The following is a 23,101-nucleotide window of genomic DNA, read 5'->3' as shown; positions in this document are numbered from 1 at the left end:
AACGAGGTAAAACGTGGCGAAAGCTCCAAAACGCGCATTTGTCTGTAATGAATGTGGTGCGGATTATCCGCGCTGGCAGGGGCAATGCAGCGCCTGTCATGCCTGGAACACCATCACCGAAGTGCGTGGTGTGGCGGCTTCGCCGAGCGTGGCGCGCAACGAACGCCTGAGCGGCTATGCGGGTAATGCCGGTGTGGCGAAAGTACAAAAGCTTTCGGACATCAGTCTTGAAGCGTTGCCGCGCTTCTCCACCGGCTTCAAAGAGTTTGACCGCGTGCTCGGCGGCGGCGTAGTGCCGGGCAGCGCCATTCTTATCGGCGGTAACCCTGGCGCGGGTAAATCGACTCTGCTGCTGCAAACCCTCTGCAAACTCGCCGAACAGATGAAAACCCTGTACGTCACGGGCGAAGAGTCGCTGCAGCAGGTGGCGATGCGCGCGCACCGTCTGGGTCTGCCCACGGGCAACCTGAACATGCTGTCAGAAACCAGTATCGAGCAGATCTGTATGATCGCCGAAGAAGAGCAGCCGAAGCTGATGGTGATCGACTCCATCCAGGTGATGCATATGGCGGACATTCAGTCCTCGCCGGGCAGCGTGGCGCAGGTGCGTGAAACGGCGGCCTACCTGACGCGCTTTGCCAAAACGCGCGGCGTGGCAATTGTGATGGTCGGCCACGTCACGAAAGACGGCTCGCTGGCGGGGCCAAAAGTGCTCGAACACTGTATCGACTGCTCCGTAATGCTCGACGGCGACGCTGACTCCCGTTTCCGTACCCTGCGCAGCCACAAAAACCGCTTTGGGGCGGTGAACGAACTGGGCGTGTTTGCCATGACCGAACAGGGGCTGCGTGAAGTCAGCAACCCGTCGGCCATCTTCCTGAGTCGTGGCGATGAAATCACCTCCGGCAGTTCGGTGATGGTGCTGTGGGAAGGGACGCGCCCGCTGCTCGTCGAAATTCAGGCGCTGGTCGATCACTCGATGATGGGCAACCCGCGGCGCGTGGCGGTCGGTCTGGAACAGAACCGTCTGGCGATCCTGCTGGCGGTGCTGCACCGTCATGGCGGGCTGCAGATGGCGGATCAGGACGTTTTCGTTAACGTGGTCGGCGGCGTCAAAGTCACTGAGACCAGCGCGGACCTGGCGCTGCTGCTGGCGATGGTCTCCAGCCTGCGCGACCGACCGCTGCCGCAGGATCTGGTCGTCTTCGGCGAAGTGGGCCTCGCCGGGGAAATCCGTCCGGTGCCCAGCGGGCAAGAGCGTATCTCCGAGGCGGCAAAACACGGTTTCCGCCGGGCTATCGTTCCGGCCGCTAACGTGCCGAAAAAAATCCCGGAAGGGATGCAGGTATTTGGCGTGAAAAAACTCGCAGATGCGTTAAATGTCTTTGACGACTTATAATTACGTATTCGATTTTGCAGGAGGCACCGTAATTTATGTCATCATTTGACTACATCAAAACCGCAATCCGTCAGAAGGGCTGCACGCTGCAGCAGGTGGCGGACGCCAGCGGTATGACCAAAGGCTACCTTAGCCAGCTGCTGAACGCCAAAATCAAAAGCCCCAGCGCGCAGAAGCTGGAAGCGCTGCACCGCTTTCTGGGGCTTGAATTTCCGCGTATGCAAAAGAACATCGGCGTGGTGTTTGGCAAGTTTTACCCGCTGCATACCGGGCATATCTATCTGATCCAGCGCGCCTGTAGTCAGGTGGATGAACTGCATATCATCATGGGGTACGACGAAACCCGCGATCGCCAGCTGTTTGAGGACAGCGCCATGTCGCAGCAGCCGACCGTGCCGGACCGCCTGCGCTGGCTGCTTCAGACCTTCAAGTATCAGAAAAATATTCGCATTCATGCTTTTAATGAAGAGGGCATGGAGCCCTATCCGCACGGCTGGGACGTGTGGAGCAACGGCATCAAGGCGTTTATGGAAGAGAAGGGCATTGCCCCGAACTGGATCTACACCTCTGAAGCGTCCGACGCGCCGCAGTTCCGCGAGCATCTGGGCATTGAAACGGTGCTTATCGATCCGAAGCGCACCTTTATGAACATCAGCGGGGCGCAGATCCGCGAAAACCCGTTCCGCTACTGGGATTACATCCCGACTGAGGTGAAGCCGTTCTTTGTGCGCACCGTCGCGATCCTGGGCGGCGAGTCGAGCGGGAAATCAACGCTGGTCAACAAGCTGGCGAATATCTTCAACACCACCAGCGCCTGGGAGTACGGACGCGATTATGTCTTCTCCCATCTGGGTGGGGATGAGATGGCCCTGCAGTATTCCGACTACGATAAAATCGCGCTTGGGCATGCCCAGTACATTGATTTCGCGGTGAAATACGCCAACAAGGTGGCGTTTATCGATACCGATTTCGTGACCACGCAGGCGTTCTGTAAAAAGTACGAAGGGCGCGAACACCCGTTCGTGCAGGCGCTGATTGATGAATACCGCTTTGACCTGGTGATCCTGCTGGAAAACAACACCCCGTGGGTCGCCGATGGCATGCGTAGCCTTGGTAGCTCCGTGGACAGGCGTGAGTTCCAGACCATGCTGGTGGATATGCTCAGGGAGAACAACGTTGAGTTTGTGCATGTGGAAGAGTCGGATTACGACTCCCGTTTCCTGCGCTGCGTCGAGCTGGTGAGGGAGATGATGGGGGAGCAGGGATAAAAAACTTCCCCCCCCTCACCCTACCCTCTCCCCATAGGGGAGAGGGTAAAGACAGCGCCGTGCGATCCCCTCGCCCCTATGGGGAGAGGGCTAGGGTGAGGGGAATCAAACCACTCAGAACTCAACCACCACTTTCCCGCGCATATGCCCGTCCAGCACTTTACGGTGCGCCTCGGTAATGCTTTCCACGCTCAGCCCGTGCAGCGTTTCACTCAGCGAACTTTCCACCACGCCGGTATCCACGAGCTTCGCCACCTCATTTAAGATTTCACCCTGACGCGCCATATCAGCGGTCTGGTACATGCTGCGGGTGTACATAAATTCCCAGTGCAGGGCGGCGGATTTCGATTTCAGCTTGTCCTGGTTCAGCGGATGCGCGTTCTCAACGATGGAACAGATATGCCCCTGAGGCGCAATCAGGTCACTGACCGCATCCCAGTGTCCGTCGGTGTCGTTGAGGATGAAAATATAATCCACAAAGGTGAGTCCCTGTTTCGCCAGCTCGCCTTTCAGGTCGTGGTAGTTCACCACCACATCTGCACCGCGATCGCGACACCACCGGGCGGAATCGTCTCGTGAAGCCGTGGCAATGATCTTCACCTTGCTGTTGTGCTTCGCAAAGGGGATCGCCAGCGATCCCACCCCACCCGCACCGCCGATGATCAGCAGCGTTTTGTCTGCGCCAGCATCCTGAATGTTCAGCCGTTCAAACAGGCCTTCCCACGCGGTGAGTGCGGTCAACGGGAGAGCAGCGGCAGCCGCCCAGCCGAGGCTTGAGGGTTTGTGCCCGACAATGCGCGCGTCAATCAACTGATGGGTGGTGTTGCTGCCTGGACGGGTGATGTCCCCTGCGTACCACACTTCATCCCCCGGTTTGAATCCGGTGACGCCCGCCCCAACGGCTTTGACGATCCCGCTGGCATCCCATCCAAGCACGCGCGGCGCATTCAGCCCGTTTTGGGCCAGGCTTGCATGCACCTTGGTGTCCACCGGGTTAATGGAGACGGCTTTCACCTCCACCAGCAGATCGTGCTCGCCGGGCTGCGGCATTGGTGAAGTGATTTCAATGAAAGTGGAAGGATTTTCTGGGTTAACGGCAATGGCTTTGACTGACATGGTGTGCTCCTCAATGGAATACGTTTTGTTGAGACTAGTCTATTAAGTGGCCATGCGCGTGATAAGATGGACAATCAAGAACTCAGCGTTCGTACAGGATGAACAATCATGTTTAAACAGCTGCAGGACATGGCGCTGTTTGCGCTGGTGGCTGAGATGGGGAGCTTCACTGCCGCAGCGCAGAAAGCCGACCTGCCGAAATCTAGCGTGAGTCAGCGCATCAGCCAGCTTGAACAGCAGGTGGGGATTCGCCTGCTTAACCGCACCACGCGCCGGCTGAATCTGACGTTTGCGGGTGAACACTATCTTGTCCACTGCCGGGAGATGCTGTCGGCCAGCGAGCGGGCGGAGTACGCCATTCAGCGCCTGCGCGAAAACCCAAGCGGGCGGCTTCGCATCACCTGCCCGGCGGGAATTGGTGCGACACTACTGGCGCATATGAACGCCGAATTTCAGCTCCGCTATCCTGATGTTTCGCTCGATGTTTCCATTTCTGACGACGTGCTGGACCTGGTCGAGTCAGGCTTTGACGTGGCACTGCGAACCGGTAAGCCGCAGGACTCCTCTCTGATAGGTCGGATGATCGGCCACTGCCCGCGCTATATGATGGCCTCACCGGCGTACCTGGCGCGTCAGGAGCCGCTGACGCATCCTCGCCAGCTGGTGGAGCACCGCTGTATTACCCACAAAGCCTGGTCCGAGTGGCTGCTGCAAAGCGCAGGCGAAGATTACCGCTACCTGCCGGATAACGCGCACATGACCGATAATCTGGTATACGCCCGCGAATGTGCGATTGCCGGTGCAGGAATTACGCTGCTTCCGGCCTTTTTGCTGGAAGATAAGGTCGAGAAAGGGGCACTGGTGCAGGTGCTGCCGGAATGGCGCGTCGAAGGAAACGACCTGTGGCTGGCCTACCCGAGCCGTAAGCTCAACTCGCCTGCGCTGATGAGCTATATCGACTTTGCAATGCAGTTTGATGAGGTGAAGCGGTATTACGTGGGCAAATAAAAAAGCCGGGTGGCGGCTTCGCCTTACCCGGCCTGCACACTGTGCGGCCTGATGCCCTCACCCTGACCCTCTCCCACGGGGAGAGGGAGCAACCATAAAAAACGGCAACCGAAGTTGCCGTTTTGCTTTTATTTCGCAATACGCTTGTACTTAATACGCTTCGGCTCCAGCGCGTCTGCGCCCAGCGTGCGTTTCTTGTACTCTTCGTATTCGGTGAAGTTACCTTCGAAGAACTCCACTTTACCTTCATCCTGGTAGTCCAGAATGTGGGTCGCGATACGGTCAAGGAACCAACGGTCGTGCGAGATAACCATCGCGCAGCCCGGGAACTCCAGCAGGGCGTTTTCCAGCGCGCGCAGGGTTTCGATGTCCAGGTCGTTGGTTGGTTCATCGAGCAGCAGTACGTTACCGCCCACCTGCAGCAGCTTCGCCAGGTGCAGACGACCGCGCTCACCGCCGGACAGCTCGCCTACGCGTTTGCCCTGGTCGGTGCCTTTGAAGTTAAAGCGGCCAACGTAGGCGCGGCTTGGCATCTCGGTGTTGCCGATACGCATGATATCCAGACCGCCGGAAACTTCTTCCCACACGGTTTTGCTGTTATCCATCGCGTCACGGAACTGGTCAACGGACGCCAGCTTCACTGTTTCACCCAGGGTGATAGAACCGCTGTCAGGCTGTTCCTGACCGGACATCATGCGGAACAGAGTCGATTTACCCGCGCCGTTCGGACCGATGATCCCAACGATAGCCCCTTTCGGTACGGAGAAGGAGAGATCGTCGATCAGCACACGGTCGCCGTAGGACTTACGCAGGTTGGTCACTTCAACCACTTTATCCCCCAGACGTGCTCCAGGTGGAATAAACAGTTCGTTGGTTTCGTTACGTTTCTGGTATTCGGTATTGTTAAGCTCTTCAAAGCGTGCCAGACGGGCTTTGCCCTTGGACTGACGGCCTTTCGTGCCCTGACGTACCCACTCCAGCTCTTTCTCGATAGACTTACGACGCGCCGCTTCCTGAGACGCTTCCTGCGCCAGACGCTGATCTTTCTGCTCCAGCCAGGAAGAGTAGTTGCCTTCCCATGGAATACCTTCACCGCGGTCCAGCTCCAGGATCCAGCCGGCAACGTTGTCGAGGAAGTAACGGTCGTGGGTAATCGCCACCACGGTGCCTTCGAAGTCGTGCAGGAAGCGCTCCAGCCACGCTACGGATTCTGCATCCAGGTGGTTAGTCGGTTCGTCGAGCAGCAGCATGTCTGGTTTTTCCAGCAGCAGGCGGCACAGCGCCACGCGACGGCGTTCACCACCGGAGAGGTTTGCAATTTTCGCATCCCAGTCCGGCAGACGCAGAGCGTCAGCGGCGCGCTCCAGCTGCACGTTCAGGTTGTGGCCATCGTGCGCCTGGATGATCTCTTCAAACTTGCCTTGCTGTGCGGCCAGTTTATCGAAGTCCGCATCCGGCTCGGCGTATTTGGCATACACTTCATCCAGGCCTTTCAGGGCGTTGACGACTTCAGCAACGGCTTCTTCGACGGACTCACGGACGGTGTGTTCCGGGTTCAGCTGAGGTTCCTGCGGCAGGTAACCAATTTTGATGCCAGGCTGCGGACGGGCTTCACCTTCGATGTCTGTATCGATGCCGGCCATGATGCGCAGCAGGGTGGACTTACCGGCACCGTTGAGACCCAGAACACCAATTTTTGCGCCCGGGAAGAAGCTCAGCGAGATATTTTTAAGAATATGACGTTTCGGCGGAACCACTTTGCCGACACGATGCATGGTATAAACGAATTGAGCCACGTTGGACTTCGCCTCTTTTATCGTAATGAGAATGGAATTCAGCCTCGAAGTGTAGCCTTTTTCCCGTCCTAATCCCAGCCAGGAACGTCGGGAGTGTTAAAACGCGCAAGAAAGGTAAAAAAGTGTCCATGACGTGGCGCGTTGCAGGATGCCTGGTTAGCATAAGTTGATTAGACTTTGACGTGGCAAGACGCTGCAATTGACGAAAAAACAATGAGGAAGAGCTTGTGGAAAAAGCCAAACGGGTGGTCTGGCGTCTGCTGGCTGCCAGCGTATGCGTAATGGCGGTAAGCCAGGCGGTGCATGCCGATTCACTGGATGAACAACGTAACCGCTACGCCCAGATTAAACAGGCGTGGGACAACAAGCAGATGGAGACCGTGCAGGCGCTGATGCCGACGCTGAAGGATTATCCGCTGTATCCGTATCTGGAGTATCGTCAGATCACGGACGATCTCATGAATCAACCGACCGTCACCGTGAATAATTTCATTCAGGCGAACCCGACCCTGCCGCCGGCGCGGACTCTGCAGTCTCGCTTTGTGAACGAACTGGCGCGCCGTGAAGACTGGCGTGGCCTGCTGGCGTTCAGTCCTGATAAGCCGAATACCACCGAAGCCCAGTGTAACTACTACTATGCGAAGTGGGCCACCGGTCAGCAGGAGGAGGCCTGGGCTGGGGCGAAAGAGCTGTGGCTGACCGGAAAAAGCCAGCCAAACGCCTGCGATTCGCTGTTTGGCGCATGGCGCGCCTCAGGCAAGCAGGACCCGCTGGCCTACCTTGAGCGCATCCGTCTGGCGATGAAAGCCGGAAACACGCGTCTGGTGACCACGCTGGCGGGGCAGATGCCGTCCGATTACCAGACCATCTCTGGCGCCATTATTGCACTGGCAAACGATCCCAACAGCGTTCTCACCTTTGCGCGCAGTACGGGGGCGACCGATTTTACCCGCCAGATGGCGGCGGTAGCCTTTGCCAGCGTAGCGCGTGACGATGTGGAAAACGCGCGGCTGATGATCCCGCAACTGGTGCAGGCGCAGCAGCTTAATGAAGACCAAACCCAGGAGTTGCGCGACATCGTTGCATGGCGACTGATGGGCACGGATGTGACCGACGAACAGGCGCGCTGGCGAGACGATGCGATTATGCGCTCAAACTCCACCTCGCTGGTGGAACGTCGTGTGCGAATGGCGCTGGGGACGGGCGATCGCCGGGGGCTGAATACCTGGCTGGCGCGTTTGCCTATGGAAGCCAAAGAGAAGGACGAATGGCGTTACTGGCAGGCCGATCTGCTAATGGAGCGCGGTCGTGATGATGAAGCCAAAGAGATCCTCCATGCGTTGATGCAGCAGCGCGGGTTCTACCCGATGGCGGCCGCACAGCGTCTGGGCGAGGAGTACACCTTCCGCATTGATAAAGCGCCCGCGAATGCTAGCCCGGCGCTGACGCAGGGGCCGGAAATGGCGCGCGTGCGCGAGTTGATGTACTGGAACATGGACAATACCGCGCGCAGCGAGTGGGCGAATCTGGTGACCAGCCGCACCACCGACGAAAAAGCCCAGCTTGCCCGCTATGCCTTTGATAATCACTGGTGGGATCTGAGCGTGCAGGCGACGATCGCCGGTAAGCTGTGGGATCATCTCGAAGAGCGTTTCCCGCTGGCTTATAACGATCTTTTCGAACGCTACACCCGCGGTAAAGATATCCCGCAAAGTTACGCGATGGCGATTGCCCGTCAGGAGAGCGCGTGGAACCCGAAAGTCCGTTCCCCGGTAGGTGCCAGTGGCCTGATGCAGATCATGCCGGGTACGGCGACGCATACGGTGAAGATGTTTAATATTCCAGGGTACAGCAGCCCGTCACAGCTGCTGGATCCGGATACCAACATTAACATCGGTACCAGCTATCTCCAGTACGTGTATCAGCAGTTCGGCAATAACCGCATCTTCTCTTCGGCGGCCTATAACGCGGGGCCGGGTCGCGTGCGTACCTGGCTCGGCAACAGCGCCGGACGCATCGATGCCGTGGCGTTTGTCGAGAGTATTCCGTTCTCGGAAACCCGCGGATACGTGAAAAACGTGCTGGCGTATGATGCCTACTATCGCTACTTCATGGGGCAGAAAGATACGCTGATGAGCGATGCCGAGTGGCAGAGACGTTACTGATCGGCGTGGGTTGTGTTATGCTGTACTCGCTAATGAGTACAAGAGGCAGCATAACATGACCCCGCATTCCCCGTATTCCTCGGCAATGGCCGAACAACGTCACCAGGAGTGGCTTCGTTTTGTGGAGTTGCTTCGCCAGTCATACGATCAGGATCTGCATTTACCCCTGATGCAGCTGATGCTCACGCCGGACGAGCGTGAGGCGCTGGGCACGCGCGTGCGGATCATTGAAGAGTTGTTGCGCGGTGAGATGAGCCAGCGCGAGCTTAAAAATGAGCTCGGCGCGGGCATCGCAACGATTACCCGCGGCTCGAACAGCCTGAAGTCGGCCCCGGTTGAGCTGCGCCAGTGGCTGGAAGCGGTGTTGTTGAAAAATACCTAACGATAAATCGCGTTGTGGAACGGGCTTAACGCCAGGATCACCGCCTGGTGGTAAACGCCTGAACGCGTCAGCGCGCCGGCGGTAAAGACGCCAATCGCCCCTTCTTTACGGCCAATTTCGTCAATGCCGGTGTACTGCGACATCACCGGCCCGAGCGCTTCACCCGCACGCACTTTTTCCAGAATGATCGCCGGCAGCGGCAGGGTGGCCGAACGTGCTTCACCGCGCTGTTCACGACTTTCAATCACCACCCAGCTAAAGGTTGCGCCTTCATCGATACCGGCTTCAATGGCGACCCAAAAGTCAGCGTCTGGTGCTGCAGCTCTGGCATTTGCCACGCGATTTCGTGCGCCAGCGCGCGTTTCCTCGCTGCCAAACGGCTGTTCAGGAACGCCACTCTCGACGCCGATGGCTTCAATATGGCAGGATCCTGCGCCGAAGATCTCTTCAAATGCCCTTAGAATTGCCTGAATTTTGGCAGGATTAGTGGTAGCAGAGACAACATGGTGCATAATTAAGCTCGATTCAAAAAAAACTCATCGCAGTATAACGGAAAAAAAGCATGTTACAGGTATACCTTGTTCGCCACGGTGAAACGCAGTGGAACGCCGAGCGACGTATTCAAGGCCAGTCAGACAGTCCTCTCACTGAGAAGGGTGTGCAGCAAGCGTGGCAGGTGGCAGAGCGTGCCAGAACGCTGGGCATTACCCACGTCATCACCAGCGACTTAGGTCGCACACAGCAGACGGCGCGCATCATCGCGGACGCCTGCGGCTGTGATGTTATGCTTGAGCCGCGTCTGCGCGAGCTGGATATGGGCGTGCTGGAAAAGCGTCATATTGATACGCTGACTGAAACGGAAGAGGGCTGGCGTCGCACGCTGGTGAACGGTACCGAAGATGGCCGTATCCCTGAAGGTGAATCCATGCAGGAGCTCAGCGTACGTATGCATGCCGCACTGGCGGAATGCCTGAAGCTGCCGGCGGGAAGCCGTCCGCTGCTGGTGAGTCACGGGATTGCGTTGGGTTGCCTGGTGAGCACTATCCTCGGATTACCCGCTTATGCTGAGCGCCGTTTGCGTCTACGTAACTGCTCCATTTCCCGGATTGATTATCAGGAAAGCGCGTGGCTGGCGTCAGGCTGGGTGGTGGAGATGGCAGGGGACATTTCACATCTTGATGCCCCTGCGCTCGATGAACTGCAGCGTTAACGACGTATTGGAATCAGGAATTCCATACGCAGATTGATTGGGCCTTCTTCCGGTTTAGCGTCCTGCGCCGGGTAGTAGCGCTCAATGTCCTGACCCTTACGGCGATTCAGATTCAGCATTGGCATGCAGGTCCCGTAAACGGTCAGGATGAACTCCTGAACACCCGTTCCCAGCCCTTCATAGGCGAACATCACGTACTCGCCACCTTCCAGCACCACAGGCTTTGAACCCTGAATGTAGCCATTGGCCATGTCTGGCGTCAGCGCGGTGGTGTAGAACACCTCCTGCTCGTCATCCTTTTCCTGGCTTGGGTGCGTTTCGTTGAGGCCATACAGAATCGGCGGGATCGCCGGCGCGTGGCTCAGGAAGTCGCGCCAGAACTGGACGCGCATCTGATGACGGAACTCAGAAATCTGCTCAAGGGAGCACGAGTAACTCTGCGTTGTCCCGATCAGATGGGTTTCAGGCAGCGTGACGATTTCGTATTTCGGCATCGCGAACTCGCCCAGACGCAGCGGCGGACGCATACCAAACGAGCTCCAGTCAGGCGAGCGACGATAAAGCGCTGGCGTCAACGAGAACTGTTTTTTAAAGGCGCGGGTGAAGGTCTGCTGCGAATCGAAACGATACTGCAGCGCAATATCCAGGATCGGGCGCGCGGTCAGGCGCAATGCCACAGCAGATTTTGACAGACGACGTGCGCGTATATAGGCCCCGATAGCATGACCGGTGACATCCTTGAACATCCTTTGCAGATGCCACTTGGAATAGCCTGCTTTAGCCGCCACATTGTCCAGTGACAAAGGCTGGTCGAGGTGACCTTCCAGCCAGGTGAGCAGGTCGCGAATAATTCCAGCCTGATCCATATACTATCCTCATCCTTAAAACAGCAGGTGCCTGATAACAGGTTAGCGGATAATAGCATTTTTTGATGTTTTAGCATTCAGTGTTTTTTTTGCGCATTCATGCTTTTTGGCGCACATTATGGGCAAATATATTCTAATCCTGTGATCTTGCTACATTTTTGTCTAAAGTGTTGAATAATCGCTCAGCGTAATTTTTAAGAATGGTAACAATATGAAATACAAGACTTTGATCTTCACCGCACTGATGCTGATGGTCGGGCGCGCCGCCCAGGCTGAACAGATTGGTTCTGTCGATACCGTGTTTAAAATGTTTGGTCCTGACCACAAAATCGTGGTGGAGGCGTTTGACGATCCGGACGTGAAAAACGTCACCTGCTATGTCAGCCGCGCGAAAACGGGCGGGATTAAGGGCGGCCTGGGGCTGGCGGAAGATACCTCCGACGCGGCGATCTCCTGTCAGCAGGTAGGTCCGGTTGAACTGAGCGATAAAATTAAAAACGGCAAAGCGCAGGGCGACGTGGTGTTCCAGAAGCGGACCTCGCTGGTGTTTAAAAAGCTGCAGGTTGTGCGCTTCTACGATGCCAAACGCAATACGCTGGCTTACCTGGCCTATTCTGACAAAGTGGTGGAGGGATCACCGAAAAACGCCATCAGCGCGGTGCCGATTATGCCGTGGCGGGAATAAAAAAAACGGCGCATAAGCGCCGTTTTTTAATGCGTTAACTGCGGGATTACTCCTGCAGGTCACCACAGAAACGGTACCCTTCGCCGTGGATCGTGGCGATGATTTCCGGCGTATCAGGCGTAGATTCGAAATGTTTACGAATACGACGGATGGTCACGTCTACGGTACGGTCATGCGGTTTCAGCTCACGGCCGGTCATTTTCTTCAGCAGCTCTGCACGGGACTGAATTTTGCCCGGGTTTTCGCAGAAGTGCAGCATCGCGCGGAATTCACTGCGCGGCAGTTTATACTGCTCACCGTTCGGGCTAATCAGCGAACGGCTATTGATATCAAGTTCCCAGCCGTTGAATTTGTAGCTATCAACGCTACGACGCTCTTCGCTGACCGTACCCAGATTCATGGTGCGGGACAGCAGGTTGCGTGCACGAATGGTTAACTCGCGAGGATTAAACGGTTTGGTGATGTAGTCATCCGCACCGATTTCCAGGCCAAGAATTTTATCAACTTCGTTGTCACGGCCCGTCAGGAACATCAACGCGACGTTCGCCTGCTCACGCAGTTCGCGCGCCAGAAGAAGACCGTTTTTGCCCGGCAGGTTAATGTCCATGATCACCAGGTTGATATCATTTTCAGAAAGGATCTGATGCATCTCTGCGCCATCGGTCGCTTCAAAGACATCGTAGCCTTCTGCTTCGAAAATGCTCTTCAACGTGTTGCGTGTTACCAACTCGTCTTCAACGATAAGAATGTGCGGGGTCTGCATGTTTGCTACCTAAATTGCCAACTAAATCGAAACAGGAAGTACAAAAGTCCCTGACCTGCCTGATGCATGTCGCAAATTAACATGATCGGCTTAACGTGACTAAAGTACGTAATTGCGTTCTTGATGCACTTTCCATCAACGTCAACAACATCATTAGCTTGGTCTTGGGTACTTTCCCTTTGGACCCGACAGTGTCAAAAACGGCTGTCATCCTAACCATTTTAACAGCAACATAACAGGCTAAGTGACACCAGACACCCAATAAAACTACGCTTCGTTGACATATATCAAGTTCAATTGTAGCACGTTAACAGTTTGATGAAATCATCGTAGCGGAATGCTAGCCTTTGTCACAATTTTTCAATAAACCAACTAGTTGCGGTCATTGATTTATAAACGAAGCGAATCCAATCAGAATAGGGTATTCATACCGCTATTATCATTATAAAACATAGGGATAATAGTGTTCTGTTAACATTCTAACTTATTGTTCAGACAAGGAATAGTTTAGCGTTTTTAATTTGTTATGAAACGCTATTTCGGTGATTTGTGTTGCAATTTTGTAAATTCGCGCTGCGTAATATGTTGAAGCGCATCACATTTCTACCCGCTAACCGATTAAAAAGAGAGCATAAATGCATCTGTCGATTGTACTGGTCGCCCCAGCCAGAGCAGAAAATATTGGCGCTGCCGCGCGCGCCATGAAGACCATGGGTTTTACCGATTTACGTATTGTGGACAGCACCGCCCACCTGGAGCCTGCGGCACGTTGGGTGGCGCATGGATCCGGCGATATTCTCGATAATATAACCACTTACGACACGCTTGCCGCGGCGTTGCACGACATCTCCTTTACCGTTGCCACCACGGCGCGCAGCCGGGCGAAGTTCCACTATTACGCTACGCCCGCGGAGCTGGTGCCGATGCTGAGTGAGAAAAGCCAGTGGCTGGAGAGAGCGGCGCTGGTATTTGGTCGTGAGGATTCCGGATTAACAAACGAAGAGCTGGAACTCGCTGACGTGCTAACGGGGGCACCCATGGTGGCTGATTATCCCTCCCTGAATTTAGGCCAGGCGGTCATGGTCTACTGCTACCAATTAGCCTCCCTAATACAAATTCCCCAGCCTCAGGCGGAAGGGGCAAATGAAAACCAGCTGGCTGCGCTGCGCACACGCGTTGAGCATCTGTTATCCCGGTTAGGGGTGGCGGACGATCGCAAAATGGCGGACTGGCTGCAGCAGCGTCTTGGGCGTCTTGAGCAGCGGGACACCGCAATGTTGCATCGTTTGCTGCACGATATTGAAAAAAAATTGGCCGAGTAAAATGCTGCCATAAGTTTTTACTATGGCGGATAAGTCTGTTGCAAAGGGTTGCATCTGGGGGAATCGGATGAAAATAAATCTGCCTGCAGCGGGACGTGAGAGTCTTCTGAAATGTGATCAAATTAAAAATCCATTGACTTAAGGGTCCCGATCCTTTAACCCTAAAAGAATACAGCACAGACAGATAATAATGACAGAGTACACAACATCCATGAAACGCATCAGCATCACCACCATTACCACAACCATCATCATTACCACAGGTAACGATGCGGGCTGACGCGTACAGGAAAAACAGAAAAAAGCCCGCACCTGAACAGTGCGGGCTTTTTTTTCGGCTAAAGGAAACGAGGTAGAACCATGCGAGTGTTGAAGTTCGGCGGTACATCAGTGGCAAATGCAGAACGTTTTCTGCGTGTTGCCGATATCCTGGAGAGCAACGCCAGGCAGGGGCAGGTTGCGACCGTGCTCTCTGCCCCGGCAAAAATCACGAACCATCTGGTGGCAATGATTGAAAAGACCATCGGTGGCCAGGATGCACTCCCGAACATCAGCGACGCCGAGCGGATCTTCGCTGAACTGCTGCAGGGGCTGGCTGAGGCACAACCGGGCTTCCCGCTGGCACAGCTTAAGTCTTTTGTGGAGCAGGAATTCGCGCAAATTAAGCACGTGCTGCACGGTATTAGCCTGCTGGGTCAGTGCCCGGACAGCATCAACGCGGCGCTGATTTGCCGCGGTGAAAAACTGTCGATTGCCATCATGGCCGGCCTGCTGGAAGCGCGTGGCCACAACGTGACCGTGATCGATCCGGTTGAAAAACTGCTGGCGGTGGGCCACTACCTCGAATCCACCGTTGATATTGCCGAATCAACCCGCCGTATCGCCGCCAGCAAAATTCCGTCTGACCATATGATCCTGATGGCCGGTTTCACCGCCGGGAACGAGAAGGGCGAGCTGGTGGTGCTGGGCCGTAACGGCTCCGACTACTCCGCCGCCGTACTGGCCGCCTGTTTACGCGCGGACTGTTGTGAAATCTGGACTGACGTCGACGGCGTCTACACCTGCGACCCGCGCCAGGTACCGGACGCCAGGCTGCTGAAATCGATGTCGTACCAGGAGGCGATGGAGCTCTCCTACTTCGGCGCTAAAGTCCTTCACCCGCGTACCATCTCCCCGATTGCCCAGTTCCAGATCCCTTGCCTGATTAAAAACACCGGTAACCCGCAAGCGCCGGGTACGCTGATTGGCGCCAGCACCGATGAAGACGGTCTGCCGGTGAAAGGTATCTCTAACCTGAACAACATGGCGATGTTCAGCGTCTCCGGTCCGGGGATGAAAGGGATGGTCGGCATGGCCGCCCGCGTGTTTGCGGCCATGTCCCGCAACGGTATCTCTGTGGTGCTGATCACCCAGTCCTCTTCCGAATACAGCATCAGCTTCTGCGTTCCGCAGGCTGACTGCCTGCGCGCCCGCCGCGCGCTGGAGGAAGAGTTCTATCTGGAGCTGAAAGAAGAGCTGCTGGAGCCGCTCGCGATTCAGGAGCGTCTGGCGATCATCTCCGTGGTGGGCGACGGCATGCGCACCCTGCGCGGTATCTCTGCCAAATTCTTTGCCGCGCTGGCGCGGGCTAATATCAATATCGTGGCGATCGCCCAGGGCTCGTCAGAGCGCTCTATTTCCGTGGTGGTGGATAACGACGATGCCACCACCGGCGTTCGCGTGGTTCACCAGATGCTGTTCAACACCGATCAGGTCATTGAGCTGTTCCTGATCGGCGTCGGAGGCGTGGGCGGTGCACTGCTGGAGCAGGTTAAGCGTCAGCAGGCGTGGCTGAAAAAGAAGCATATCGATCTGCGCGTCTGCGGGATTGCCAACTCAAAAGCGCTGCTGACCAACGTTCACGGCCTGAATCTGGAAAACTGGCAGGCCGAGATGAAGGAGGCAAAAGAGCCGTTCAACCTGGGCCGCCTGATCCGTCTGGTAAAAGAGTATCACCTGCTTAACCCGGTGATTGTTGACTGTACGTCAAACCAGGCCGTTGCCGATCAGTACGCAGACTTCCTGCGTGAAGGTTTCCACGTGGTCACGCCGAACAAAAAGGCCAACACCTCGTCGATGGATTACTACCACCAGTTGCGTCTGGCGGCGAGCAAGTCGCGCCGCAAGTTCCTCTACGACACCAACGTCGGGGCAGGCCTGCCGGTGATTGAGAACCTGCAGAACCTGCTGAACGCGGGTGACGAGCTGCAGCGATTCTCCGGCATTCTCTCCGGCTCGCTGTCGTTTATCTTCGGCAAACTGGACGAAGGCATGAGCCTGTCGGAAGCGACCCGCGCCGCCCGTGAACTGGGCTACACCGAGCCGGATCCGCGCGACGATCTTTCCGGTATGGACGTGGCGCGCAAGCTGCTGATCCTGGCGCGTGAAACGGGCCGCGAGCTTGAGCTTTCTGATATCGTGATTGAACCGGTACTGCCGGCAGAATTTGACAGCAGCGGTGATGTCGGCGCCTTTATGGCCAGGCTGTCGCAGCTTGACGACGTTTTTGCCGCCCGCGTTGCGAAAGCCCGTGATGAAGGTAAGGTATTGCGCTATGTTGGCAACATTGAAGAAGATGGCGTGTGCCGGGTGAAGATTGCCGAAGTTGACGGCAACGATCCGCTGTACAAAGTCAAAAACGGCGAAAACGCCCTCGCGTTTTACAGCCACTATTATCAGCCATTGCCGCTGGTGCTTCGCGGCTATGGCGCAGGGAACGATGTTACAGCGGCAGGTGTGTTTGCCGATCTGCTGCGTACCCTGTCATGGAAGTTAGGAGTTTAACATGGTCAAAGTTTATGCCCCGGCTTCCAGCGCCAATATGAGCGTCGGATTTGATGTGCTGGGTGCGGCGGTTACGCCGGTAGACGGTTCGCTGTTGGGCGACACGGTGACGGTTGAAGCGGCAGAAAGCTTCAGCCTGAATAACGTAGGGCGTTTTGCCAGCAAGCTGCCGTCGGAGCCACGCGAGAATATCGTCTATCAGTGCTGGGAGCGCTTCTGTCAGGAGATCGGTAAAAACGTGCCGGTCGCCATGACGCTGGAAAAAAGTATGCCGATTGGCTCCGGGCTGGGCTCCAGCGCCTGTTCCGTGGTGGCTGCCCTGGTGGCGATGAACGAGCACTGCGGTAAGCCCCTCAACAATAGCCGTCTGTTGGGGCTAATGGGCGAGCTGGAAGGCCGTATCTCCGGCAGCATTCACTATGACAACGTTGCACCGTGCTTCCTCGGCGGCATGCAGCTGATGATCGAAGAAAATGGCATCATTAGTCAGCAGGTGCCAGGGTTTGATGAGTGGCTGTGGGTGCTGGCCTATCCGGGCATCAAAGTGTCTACGGCCGAAGCGCGTGCGATCCTGCCCGCGCAGTATCGTCGTCAGGATTGTATCGCCCACGGGCGTCATCTGGCGGGCTTTATCCACGCCTGCTACACCCGTCAGCCACAGCTGGCGGCGAAACTGATGAAAGACGTTATTGCCGAGCCGTATCGCACCAGGCTGCTGCCTGGCTTTAACGAGGCGCGACAGGCATCAATGGATATTGGCGCGCAGGCATGCGGCATCTCCGGCTCCGGCCCGACGCTGTTTGCCTTATGCGATAAGCCAGACACTGCGCAGCGCGTGGCGGACTGGCTCTCTAAACACTACCTGCAAAATCAGGAAGGCTTTGTTCATATTTGCCGTCTGGACACGGCTGGCGCACGAGTACTGGGATAATTAATGAAACTCTACAATCTTAAAGATCATAACGAGCAGGTCAGCTTCGCGCAGGCTGTAACGCAGGGACTGGGCAAAAATCAGGGGCTGTTCTTTCCGCATGACCTGCCGGAATTTCAGCTGACCGAGATTGATGAACTGCTGAAGCTGGACTTTGTCACCCGCAGCACCAAAATTCTGTCGGCGTTTATCGGCGACGAGATACCGCAGGAGCTGCTGGAAGAACGCGTGCGTAAGGCGTTCGCGTTCCCGGCACCGGTTCAGCAGGTTGAGCCTGACGTTGGTTGTCTGGAGCTGTTCCACGGCCCAACCCTGGCGTTTAAAGACTTCGGCGGCCGCTTCATGGCGCAGATGCTGACCCATATCAGCGGCGACAAACCGGTAACCATCCTGACGGCAACTTCCGGCGATACCGGTGCGGCGGTCGCCCATGCCTTCTACGGCCTGAAAAACGTCCGCGTGGTGATCCTCTATCCGAAAGGCAAAATTAGTCCGCTGCAGGAAAAACTGTTCTGTACCCTCGGCGGCAACATTGAAACCGTGGCGATCGACGGTGACTTCGATGCCTGCCAGGCGCTGGTCAAGCAGGCCTTCGACGACGAAGAGCTGAAGGTGGCGCTGGGTCTGAACTCCGCCAACTCCATCAACATCAGCCGTCTGCTGGCGCAGATCTGCTACTACTTCGAAGCGGTGGCGCAGCTGCCGCAGGAAGCCCGCAACCAGCTGGTCATTTCTGTGCCGAGCGGTAACTTCGGCGATTTGACGGCAGGTCTGCTGGCGAAATCACTGGGGCTGCCGGTGAAACGCTTTATCGCCGCCACCAATGCCAACGATACCGTGCCGCGCTTCCTGAAAGACGGCAAATGGGCACCAAACGCGACGCAGGCGACCCTCTCCAACGCGATGGATGTTTCCCAGCCGAACAACTGGCCGCGCGTGGAAGAGCTGTTCCGCCGTAAGATCTGGCGTCTGGGTGACCTGGGCTACGCGGCGGTGACGGATGACACGACTAAATCCACCATGCGTGAGTTAAAAGCGGTCGGATACACTTCTGAACCGCACGCGGCGATTGCTTACCGTGCGCTACGCGACCAGCTGAATCCGGGTGAATATGGCCTGTTCCTGGGCACCGCGCATCCGGCTAAGTTCAAAGAGAGCGTGGAAGCGATCCTCGGCGAAACGCTGCCGCTGCCGAAAGAGCTGGCCGAGCGTGCTGACCTGCCGCTGCTGTCCCATGAGCTGCCGGCGGATTTTGCCGCGCTGCGTAAGCTGATGATGGCTCGCGCGTGATTTTTGTCGGGTGGCGGCTACGCCTCACCCGACCTACAACAGCTCATAACGTATGCCGGGTAAGCGCAGCGCCACCCGGCTTTTTTGTGAAGAAATTAAGGAGAAAAATAGCAGGGAAAAAGCAGAAATTCCCAATAAATGCGGTCACCTAGCGTTTAGGATTGCAGAGAATAACATCCCCCGTTCCCCTCGCGTAATCTCCTTACATCGGCCCATGTCGGGCATAGAGAATAAGGAGTCACCGATGTCAAAACTGAAACCTGCGCTGATTGCGCTTTCACTGATGCTGGTCGCTCCCATGGCGGTACAGGCATCCGAAATTACTCTGGTTCCGGCGGTCAAACTGCAGATTGGCGATCGTGATAATAACGGCCACTACTGGGATGGCGGTCGCTGGCGCGATCATGACTGGTGGAAGGCGCATTATGACTGGCGCGATAACCACTGGCGTCCCCACGATGAACATCGCGAGCGTGACCACCATCATGACGATCGTCGCCATGACGATCATCGTCCGGGCCCGGACTGGAAACACCCTTAATGCAAAACCCCGCCAGCTGGCGGGGTTCTGTTTTACTGCTCGTGGCGCTTAAACACCAGTTCACCTTTCCCTGACGACGCCTCGTCAAAGAAATAGCCTTCGCTGTTGAAGGCGGTTAGCTGCTCCGGCTTCGTCAGGCGGTTCTGGATAATGTAACGGCTCATCAGGCCGCGCGCTTTCTTGGCGTAGAAGCTGATCACTTTGAACTTACCGTTCTTCTCGTCGAGGAATACCGGTTTGATGATTTCCGCATCCAGTTTTTTCGGTTTCACTGACTTGTAGTATTCATCCGACGCCAGGTTAATCACCACGTTATCGCCCTGAGCGCGCAGCGCCGCATTCAGCTTGTCGGTGATGATATCGCCCCAGAAATGGTACAGGTCTTTGCCTTTGGCATTTTCCAGGCGAATGCCCATCTCCAGACGGTACGGCTGCATCAAATCCAGCGGACGCAGTACGCCATACAGGCCCGACAGCATGCGCAGATGCTGCTGGGCAAAATCGAAATCAGCTTCGCTAAAATCTTCCGCCTGCAGGCCGGTATAGACATCGCCTTTAAATGCCAGAATGGCCTGGCGGGCGTTAGCGGGGGTGAAATCCGGGTGCCACTCGTGAAAACGGGTTGCGTTAAGATCTGCCAGCTTGTCGCTGATGCTCATCAGCGAGGCGATTTGCGGCGCGGAGAGCTTGCGCGCTTCGTGAATCAGCTGTTGGGAATAGTCCAGCAATTCAGGCTGGGTATAGCGCTCGGTGGCGAGCGGGCTCTGGTAGTCGAGCGTTTTTGCAGGTGAAATCAGAATCAGCATATCCAGTCCTTGCAGGAAATTTAGAGCGACTTTAGCAAAAAATCGCCCTGAATTGATCGATAGCTGTTATTGCCGCGGCAAATCATCCCACGTGCCGGGGGCAAGTTGCGCTTTAATATCCGGATAACGCGCGGGATCAAAGACCGGTGGCACACCCAGTTTACGCTGACGAAGGTAGTCTTTCGCAATCAGGGTCACTACGGGAGAGAGCAGCAGGATCGCCGTGAGGTTAGTGATCGCCATCAGCGCCATGATGATATCAGCCAGTTGCCAGACCAGCGGCATGCTGAGCAGGGAGCCTGCTACCACCATCAGTATCACGCCCAGGCGAAGCGTGCCGATGGCGGCGCGGGAGTCAAGCTTCAGGAAAATAAGGTTGTTTTCGGCGTAGAGGTAATTTACCACGATCGAACTGAAGGCAAACAGCAGCAGAATGAGCGAGACAAACCCCGCTCCCCAGCCGCCGGTGAGGTTCACAAGCGCCTGCTGGAGAAGCTGTATTCCGGCCGTTCCCGACGAATGTGAGACGGGGCCTGCCAGCAGCAAAATCATGGCGCTGGCGGAACAGATAATGATGGTATCGGTAAAGACGCCAATCATCTGCACAATGCCTTGTGCGGCCGGGTGCGGCGGCCACGAAGCCGCGGCTGCGGCTGCATTGGGTGTTGACCCCATACCGGCTTCATTGGAAAACATGCCGCGCTGAAAACCCGCCATCAGCGACTGACTGAAGGTGTAGCCCAGCGCGCCGGATGCGACCTCACGCCAGCCAAAGGCGCTTTTAACGATGGTCATTATGACGCCCGGCACCTGATCGAGATGCAGTGCCGCGACGAGCAGGCTCGCTGCGATCCAGATCAGCGCCATGAGAGGAACCAGCCATTGCATCAGGCGGGCGATGCCTTTAAGACCGGCAGAAAGGGTGAGCAGAACGACGAGGGCTAAAATGCTACCGGCGACCCACTCCGGACACGCGAAGGCATAGCGCAGGGCATGGGCGACCGAGTTAGCCTGGACGGTGTTAAAGATAAGACCGTAAGCGAGCAGTAAAAAAAGCGAGAACAGGACGCCCATCCAGCGCATCCCCAGGCCACGCGCCATGTACCAGGCAGGGCCTCCGCGGAACTGACCGTTTTTATCTTTCTCTTTGTAGAGTTGTGCGAGCGCGCTTTCGGCAAAAGCGGTGGCCATACCGAGCAACGCCGTCACCCACATCCAGAACACTGCGCCTGGCCCGCCGGCGCTGATAGCCAGCGCCACCCCCGCCAGATTTCCGCTACCGAGGCGTGCCGCAAGGCTGGTGCAGAGTGCCTGGAACGAGGTTAATCCACCCGGCTGGGGCGTGACGCTGTTTTTCAGACTTCTGCCAAACTTGCGGATATAGCGAAACTGGATAAACCCGCTGCGTAGCGTAAACCATATACCTGCTCCCAGAAGCAGGTAAATCATTATCGAACCCCACAGGACTTCGTTAATAAAGAAAAAGAAATCAGGCATTAACGTCCCTCTTGTTGATGCCAAAGTGAATATGTAAGCGCTACCACTGATTGAGCATGCTGTTGCTTAGCAGGCTGTTAATATTCCGAGTTTATCATACTCTGCCTAAGCGCACTGTCTGCGGTTGCGCTACCCCTCTGTCGTGTTATCATCAGGGCAGACCGGTTACATCCCCCTAACAAGTAAACCTGTCATTTTTCCGCTGCAGGCATGCTGTCGGTAGCGTGAATTATCCAGGGCACGTTAAAAGAGAAACACTATCATGACGGATAAATTGACCTCCCTTCGTCAGTTCACCACTGTCGTAGCTGACACCGGAGATATCGCGGCAATGAAGCTGTACCAGCCGCAGGATGCCACAACTAACCCTTCTCTGATCCTTAACGCCGCACAGATCCCTGAGTATCGCAAATTGATTGACGACGCTGTGACCTGGGCGAAAGCGCAGAGCAACGACCGCGCGCAGCAGGTTGTGGATGCCACTGACAAACTGGCCGTAAACATCGGTCTGGAAATTCTGAAGCTGGTGCCTGGCCGTATCTCTACCGAAGTGGATGCGCGTCTGTCCTACGACACCGAAGCGTCTATCGCGAAAGCAAAACGCCTGATCAAAATGTACAACGATGCGGGCATCAGCAACGACCGTATCCTGATCAAACTGGCTTCGACCTGGCAGGGCATCCGTGCGGCAGAGCAACTGGAAAAAGACGGTATCAACTGTAACCTGACTCTGCTCTTCTCCTTCGCGCAGGCGCGTGCATGTGCAGAAGCCGGTGTGTACCTGATTTCTCCGTTCGTGGGCCGTATTCTGGACTGGTACAAAGCCAACACCGATAAGAAAGAGTACGCGGCGTCTGAAGATCCAGGCGTGATTTCCGTGACTGAAATCTACGAATACTACAAGCAGCACGGCTATGAGACTGTCGTTATGGGCGCAAGCTTCCGTAACGTCGGCGAAATCATTGAGCTGGCTGGCTGTGACCGCCTGACCATCGCGCCTGCACTGCTTAAAGAGCTGGCTGAAAGCGAAGGTAGCCTGGAGCGTAAACTGTCTTACACCGGTGAAGTGAAAGCACGTCCGGAGCGCATCACTGAGTCCGAGTTCCTGTGGCAGCACAACCAGGATCCAATGGCGGTAGACAAACTGGCGGACGGTATCCGTAAGTTTGCTATCGACCAGGAAAAACTGGAAAAAATGATCGGCGACCTGCTGTAATCATTCCGCGTGGCCGG

Annotated in this window: 22 protein-coding genes and 1 other annotated feature; of the genes, 15 read left to right on the top strand and 7 right to left on the bottom strand. The window is 56.1% G+C overall.

Going from position 1 to position 23,101, the window contains the following annotated elements:
- Positions 1–13 precede the first annotated feature (13 nt).
- Together radA and nadR are read left to right on the top strand one after the other, a co-directional pair.
- Positions 14–1,399 (top strand): DNA repair protein RadA, encoded by a 1,386-nt coding sequence (gene radA / locus GM298_RS09585; protein ID WP_045284834.1) that lies wholly within the window; start codon positions 14–16, stop codon positions 1,397–1,399.
- A 35-nt stretch (positions 1,400–1,434) separates the two neighbouring features.
- Positions 1,435–2,667, top strand: a complete 1,233-nt coding sequence (gene nadR, locus GM298_RS09580) for a multifunctional transcriptional regulator/nicotinamide-nucleotide adenylyltransferase/ribosylnicotinamide kinase NadR (RefSeq protein WP_025757503.1) — start codon at positions 1,435–1,437, stop codon at positions 2,665–2,667.
- A 114-nt stretch (positions 2,668–2,781) separates the two neighbouring features.
- On the opposite strand, the gene GM298_RS09575 is transcribed toward nadR, so the two are convergent.
- A complete protein-coding gene (locus GM298_RS09575) occupies positions 2,782–3,783 on the bottom strand; it encodes a zinc-binding alcohol dehydrogenase family protein (RefSeq protein ID WP_025757504.1) in 1,002 nt (333 codons plus the stop codon).
- Positions 3,784–3,891: 108 nt separating this feature from the next.
- On the opposite strand from GM298_RS09575, the gene GM298_RS09570 reads away from it, so the two are divergent.
- Positions 3,892–4,791 (top strand): LysR family transcriptional regulator, encoded by a 900-nt coding sequence (locus GM298_RS09570; protein WP_266154012.1) that lies wholly within the window; start codon positions 3,892–3,894, stop codon positions 4,789–4,791.
- Positions 4,792–4,919: 128 nt separating this feature from the next.
- On the opposite strand, the gene ettA is transcribed toward GM298_RS09570, so the two are convergent.
- Complete coding sequence (ettA, locus tag GM298_RS09565) at positions 4,920–6,587, bottom strand: energy-dependent translational throttle protein EttA (protein WP_025758053.1); 1,668 nt, start codon at positions 6,585–6,587, stop codon at positions 4,920–4,922.
- 227 nt (positions 6,588–6,814) lie between these two features.
- Between ettA and sltY the strand changes: the two genes are divergently transcribed.
- Both sltY and trpR read left to right on the top strand, forming a co-directional pair.
- Complete coding sequence (gene sltY / locus GM298_RS09560) at positions 6,815–8,752, top strand: murein transglycosylase (RefSeq protein ID WP_025758052.1); 1,938 nt, start codon at positions 6,815–6,817, stop codon at positions 8,750–8,752.
- 55 nt (positions 8,753–8,807) lie between these two features.
- A complete protein-coding gene (gene trpR / locus GM298_RS09555) occupies positions 8,808–9,134 on the top strand; it encodes a trp operon repressor (protein WP_095449617.1) in 327 nt (108 codons plus the stop codon).
- Here the strand turns inward: trpR and yjjX are convergent.
- Positions 9,131–9,646, bottom strand: coding sequence for an inosine/xanthosine triphosphatase (yjjX, locus tag GM298_RS09550; RefSeq protein ID WP_025758050.1), 516 nt, complete (start codon positions 9,644–9,646; stop codon positions 9,131–9,133). The two genes, trpR and yjjX, sit on opposite strands and share 4 nt — an antisense overlap.
- A gap of 50 nt (positions 9,647–9,696) precedes the next feature.
- On the opposite strand from yjjX, the gene gpmB reads away from it, so the two are divergent.
- Positions 9,697–10,344 (top strand): 2,3-diphosphoglycerate-dependent phosphoglycerate mutase GpmB, encoded by a 648-nt coding sequence (gene gpmB, locus GM298_RS09545; protein ID WP_008502057.1) that lies wholly within the window; start codon positions 9,697–9,699, stop codon positions 10,342–10,344.
- On the opposite strand, the gene robA is transcribed toward gpmB, so the two are convergent.
- Complete coding sequence (gene robA / locus GM298_RS09540; protein ID WP_025758049.1) at positions 10,341–11,210, bottom strand: MDR efflux pump AcrAB transcriptional activator RobA; 870 nt, start codon at positions 11,208–11,210, stop codon at positions 10,341–10,343. The two genes, gpmB and robA, sit on opposite strands and share 4 nt — an antisense overlap.
- 211 nt (positions 11,211–11,421) lie before the next feature.
- Here robA and creA point away from each other — a divergent pair, with 211 nt between their 5' ends.
- Positions 11,422–11,895, top strand: a complete 474-nt coding sequence (creA, locus tag GM298_RS09535) for a protein CreA (RefSeq protein ID WP_045284830.1) — start codon at positions 11,422–11,424, stop codon at positions 11,893–11,895.
- 46 nt (positions 11,896–11,941) lie between these two features.
- Here the strand turns inward: creA and arcA are convergent, their stop codons facing one another.
- Positions 11,942–12,658 (bottom strand): two-component system response regulator ArcA, encoded by a 717-nt coding sequence (gene arcA, locus GM298_RS09530; RefSeq protein ID WP_003856501.1) that lies wholly within the window; start codon positions 12,656–12,658, stop codon positions 11,942–11,944.
- A gap of 95 nt (positions 12,659–12,753) precedes the next feature.
- Here arcA and yjjY point away from each other — a divergent pair, with 95 nt between their 5' ends.
- The 7 genes from yjjY to GM298_RS09495 all read left to right on the top strand — a co-directional run bounded on the left by yjjY (position 12,754) and on the right by GM298_RS09495 (position 19,565).
- Positions 12,754–12,894 carry a protein YjjY gene (gene yjjY / locus GM298_RS09525; protein WP_085928893.1) on the top strand — a complete coding sequence of 47 codons (141 nt, stop codon included), beginning with the start codon at positions 12,754–12,756 and terminating at the stop codon, positions 12,892–12,894.
- Positions 12,895–13,293: 399 nt separating this feature from the next.
- A complete protein-coding gene (locus GM298_RS09520; RefSeq protein ID WP_025758046.1) occupies positions 13,294–13,980 on the top strand; it encodes a tRNA/rRNA methyltransferase in 687 nt (228 codons plus the stop codon).
- A gap of 211 nt (positions 13,981–14,191) precedes the next feature.
- Entirely contained in the window at positions 14,192–14,260 is a 69-nt protein-coding gene (thrL, locus tag GM298_RS09515) for a thr operon leader peptide (protein WP_015572623.1), read from the top strand.
- Positions 14,199–14,316 (top strand) — a sequence feature (Thr leader region). Its footprint overlaps the gene before it by 62 nt.
- A gap of 24 nt (positions 14,317–14,340) precedes the next feature.
- Positions 14,341–16,803, top strand: a complete 2,463-nt coding sequence (gene thrA / locus GM298_RS09510; RefSeq protein WP_095449619.1) for a bifunctional aspartate kinase/homoserine dehydrogenase I — start codon at positions 14,341–14,343, stop codon at positions 16,801–16,803.
- 1 nt (position 16,804) lies between these two features.
- Entirely contained in the window at positions 16,805–17,734 is a 930-nt protein-coding gene (gene thrB, locus GM298_RS09505) for a homoserine kinase (protein ID WP_045284828.1), read from the top strand.
- Positions 17,735–17,737: 3 nt separating this feature from the next.
- Positions 17,738–19,024 carry a threonine synthase gene (thrC, locus tag GM298_RS09500; RefSeq protein WP_266154011.1) on the top strand — a complete coding sequence of 429 codons (1,287 nt, stop codon included), beginning with the start codon at positions 17,738–17,740 and terminating at the stop codon, positions 19,022–19,024.
- Between the two features lie 244 nt (positions 19,025–19,268).
- The gene (locus GM298_RS09495) at positions 19,269–19,565 is read left to right on the top strand and encodes a DUF2502 domain-containing protein (protein WP_025758043.1); all 297 of its coding nucleotides are present in this window, start codon (positions 19,269–19,271) and stop codon (positions 19,563–19,565) included.
- 32 nt (positions 19,566–19,597) lie between these two features.
- On the opposite strand, the gene yaaA is transcribed toward GM298_RS09495, so the two are convergent.
- Positions 19,598–20,371 carry a peroxide stress protein YaaA gene (gene yaaA, locus GM298_RS09490; RefSeq protein WP_025758042.1) on the bottom strand — a complete coding sequence of 258 codons (774 nt, stop codon included), beginning with the start codon at positions 20,369–20,371 and terminating at the stop codon, positions 19,598–19,600.
- 66 nt (positions 20,372–20,437) lie between these two features.
- The gene (locus GM298_RS09485) at positions 20,438–21,868 is read right to left on the bottom strand and encodes an alanine/glycine:cation symporter family protein (RefSeq protein WP_266154010.1); all 1,431 of its coding nucleotides are present in this window, start codon (positions 21,866–21,868) and stop codon (positions 20,438–20,440) included.
- 262 nt (positions 21,869–22,130) lie between these two features.
- Between GM298_RS09485 and tal the strand changes: the two genes are divergently transcribed.
- Positions 22,131–23,084 carry a transaldolase gene (tal, locus tag GM298_RS09480; protein ID WP_266154009.1) on the top strand — a complete coding sequence of 318 codons (954 nt, stop codon included), beginning with the start codon at positions 22,131–22,133 and terminating at the stop codon, positions 23,082–23,084.
- Positions 23,085–23,101: the final 17 nt, after the last annotated feature.

Source organism: Enterobacter sp. HSTU-ASh6 (assembly GCF_026319105.1).
GTDB classification, from domain to species: Bacteria; Pseudomonadota; Gammaproteobacteria; order Enterobacterales; family Enterobacteriaceae; genus Enterobacter; species Enterobacter sichuanensis.
The sequence above is the reverse complement of the archived record's forward strand: the minus strand, read 5'-3'. Positions and strand labels throughout refer to the sequence as shown.